Origin of the sequence: Streptococcus sp. 4094 (assembly GCF_013277125.1) — a bacterium.
Taxonomy (GTDB): Bacteria; Bacillota; Bacilli; order Lactobacillales; family Streptococcaceae; genus Streptococcus.
The window spans coordinates 1-484 of record NZ_VMMI01000069.1; the positions used below are offsets into that span (position 1 = coordinate 1).

Consider the following 484-nt stretch of genomic DNA (forward strand, 5'->3'; position numbering starts at 1 on the left):
ATAAAATTATCTAAAATCTGTGAATTTCACTTGGAAATATTAAAGATATTCTCTAAGAGCGCTTGCTATATCCGAAAAATCGTAGCCCTTTCGTGCTAAAACTTGAGTTAAACGCTGCTTCAGTTTGTATCCTTCATACTTTCGAGCATACTTAGCATATTGCTTATCAAGTTCCTTGAAGATGAGTTCCTGAGTCGTTTCTTGGTCAACTTGACTATCCAACTCGTCAAAAGCAACTTTAGCATCAGAGTAAGAGAAGCCCTTGTTGGTCAAGTTCTGTATAATCTTATCTTGCAGGGCACGAGCTGGAAGTTTTCCCTCATATTTTTTCAATAGTTTATTAGCTACACGTTGAGCAACTTCCGAAAAATCAAATTCTTTCAAGTTCTCTTCTATAGTAGATTTTGAAATTCCTTTTTGTGCTAATTTCTGAGTCAATACATAAGGCCCCTTGTCTCCTGAAAGTTGATTGGCATTGATGCTA

The 484-nt window shown here is 36.2% G+C and carries 1 protein-coding gene; it reads right to left on the minus strand.

Features of this window, described 5'->3' with window-relative positions:
• Nucleotides 1-39: 39 nt before the first annotated feature.
• Nucleotides 40-484, minus strand: a 445-nt coding sequence (locus tag HT721_RS10720) for a RecX family transcriptional regulator (protein ID WP_173229799.1), incomplete at its 5' end; no start/stop codon positions are given.